This is a genomic window from Ventrimonas sp. (assembly GCF_048380235.1).
Lineage (GTDB): Bacteria > Bacillota > Clostridia > Lachnospirales > Lachnospiraceae > Brotaphodocola.
In genome coordinates, this window is sequence record NZ_DBFCCJ010000051.1 from 1 (window position 1) to 1724 (window position 1724).

1 protein-coding gene is annotated in these 1724 nt (G+C 49.2%); it reads right to left on the reverse strand.

The genetic code is table 11. The features are described from left to right. On the reverse strand, window positions 1-1724 hold a 1724-nt coding region (locus ACMP1L_RS08700), incomplete at both ends, for a DNA topoisomerase (protein WP_418452713.1).

Sequence of the window (1724 nt, forward strand, 5' to 3'; positions counted from 1 at the left end):
TCTTTTGTGGAATAGGTGTTGAAAATGTCATCAGTCATTTCCTTGGCGAGAGTCCTGATCCTGTTCAGGAAGTCCTGTCCGGTTATCATTCCGCTTTCAAGTCCGGCCAGCTGTTTTTCCCAGTCTGCGGTGAGTGAAGTATCCGCAATTTTCTTTCCACGGATGGTTTCGTAGGTGAACATGCCTTTCGGGGTCGGAACGATATATTTCCCTGAATAACGGATATACTTACGGTTAACCAGTGTACGGATGATATTGGTACGTGAGGATACTGTACCCAGTCCGTTCTGTTCCATGTATTCCACCAGTTCTGCATCCGTGAACGGATTTACCGGCAGCTGTTTCTTGTGTACCATGTTGCATCCGCATACATTCAGAGTATCACTTTTCTCCACTTCGGGGAGTTCATTGACAGAATATCCTGATTTTGGAACCATGTCGGAACGCATAAACACATCATGCCAGCCGGCTTCAATGATTCTTGTTTGTTCGGCCTTGAAATGCTGTGCCGCACAAACCGCTTCAACATTTGTCGTTTCTATGCGGCATGGAGCCATGAATGTTTCAAGCATCCTTCCGGCTACAAGTCTGTAAACCTGCATTTCCTTTTCGGACATATTTCCGGGACGGATACCTGTAATGATGATGGCATGATGTACATTGGCTTTTTCTGCGTTTATTACGTGGCGGGACAAACTGGATATGTCAATACCTCCAGTTCCTTTAGCGGCAGGGAACAGCTCCCATGATAGCAGACGCGCCATGATTGGTGAAAGCGAGTCAAGCACATCCTCCGTCAGATAACGGCTGGAAGTCCGCGGATAGGAAATCAGTTTCTTTTCATAAAGAGACTGGGCGATGTCATACACCTCTGATGCGGTAAAACCATAGCGGATGTTCGCTTCCTTCTGAAGCTGTGTCAGGTCAAGCAGATCCGGTGGAAGTATTTCCTTTACGCTGTGACTGATACCTGTAATCTGTGCCTGACGTGCCAGCTTGCAGTCCTGAAAAAACATTGTTGCGGATTCTTTGTCGGGAAGATCCTGTGTGCGGCGCATCTTGAAGAGGATGCCGTCCTTTTGCAGGCTGATGTAGATGGGCCAGCTGTCCGATGAAATATGGTTCTCCCTTTCACGGTAGCGTCTGCTGATGGCAGCCAGTACCGGTGTCTGCACCCGTCCGAGGGAATTGTTGCCAAGGCCAGTCGCCTTACACATGGCATAGCTGGCGTTGATTCCGAGAATCCAGTCCGCCTTGTTGCGGCTGTCGGCAGAAAGGAACAGGCTGTCGTAGCAACTGTCCGGCTTCAGGTTTTCCATGCCTTTACGCACAGACTCGTCGGTAAGAGAGGAAATCCACAGACGGAAGCAAGGCAGTGTACAGTTCAGGTATTGATAGACATAGCGGAATGTCATTTCCCCGTCACGGCTGGCATCGGTAGCCGCAATGATGGTATCGCATGCCTGAAACACTCTCTCGATTACTTTAAGCTGGAGCACGGCATCAATGTCCGGTATCCATCCGTTCTCGGTGCGTGTATGCCGTACCATCAGTTCGAATTCGGACGGGATGAAAGGAAAGTCATTCCGTTCCAGCTTCTGGGTTCCGTAGTCCTTCGGCATGGCCAGTGACAGCATGTTCCCGAAAGTCCATGTAACCATGTAGCCGTTTCCTTCCACATATCCGTTTCTTACTTTGGTTGCACCGATGATTCTTCCGATTTC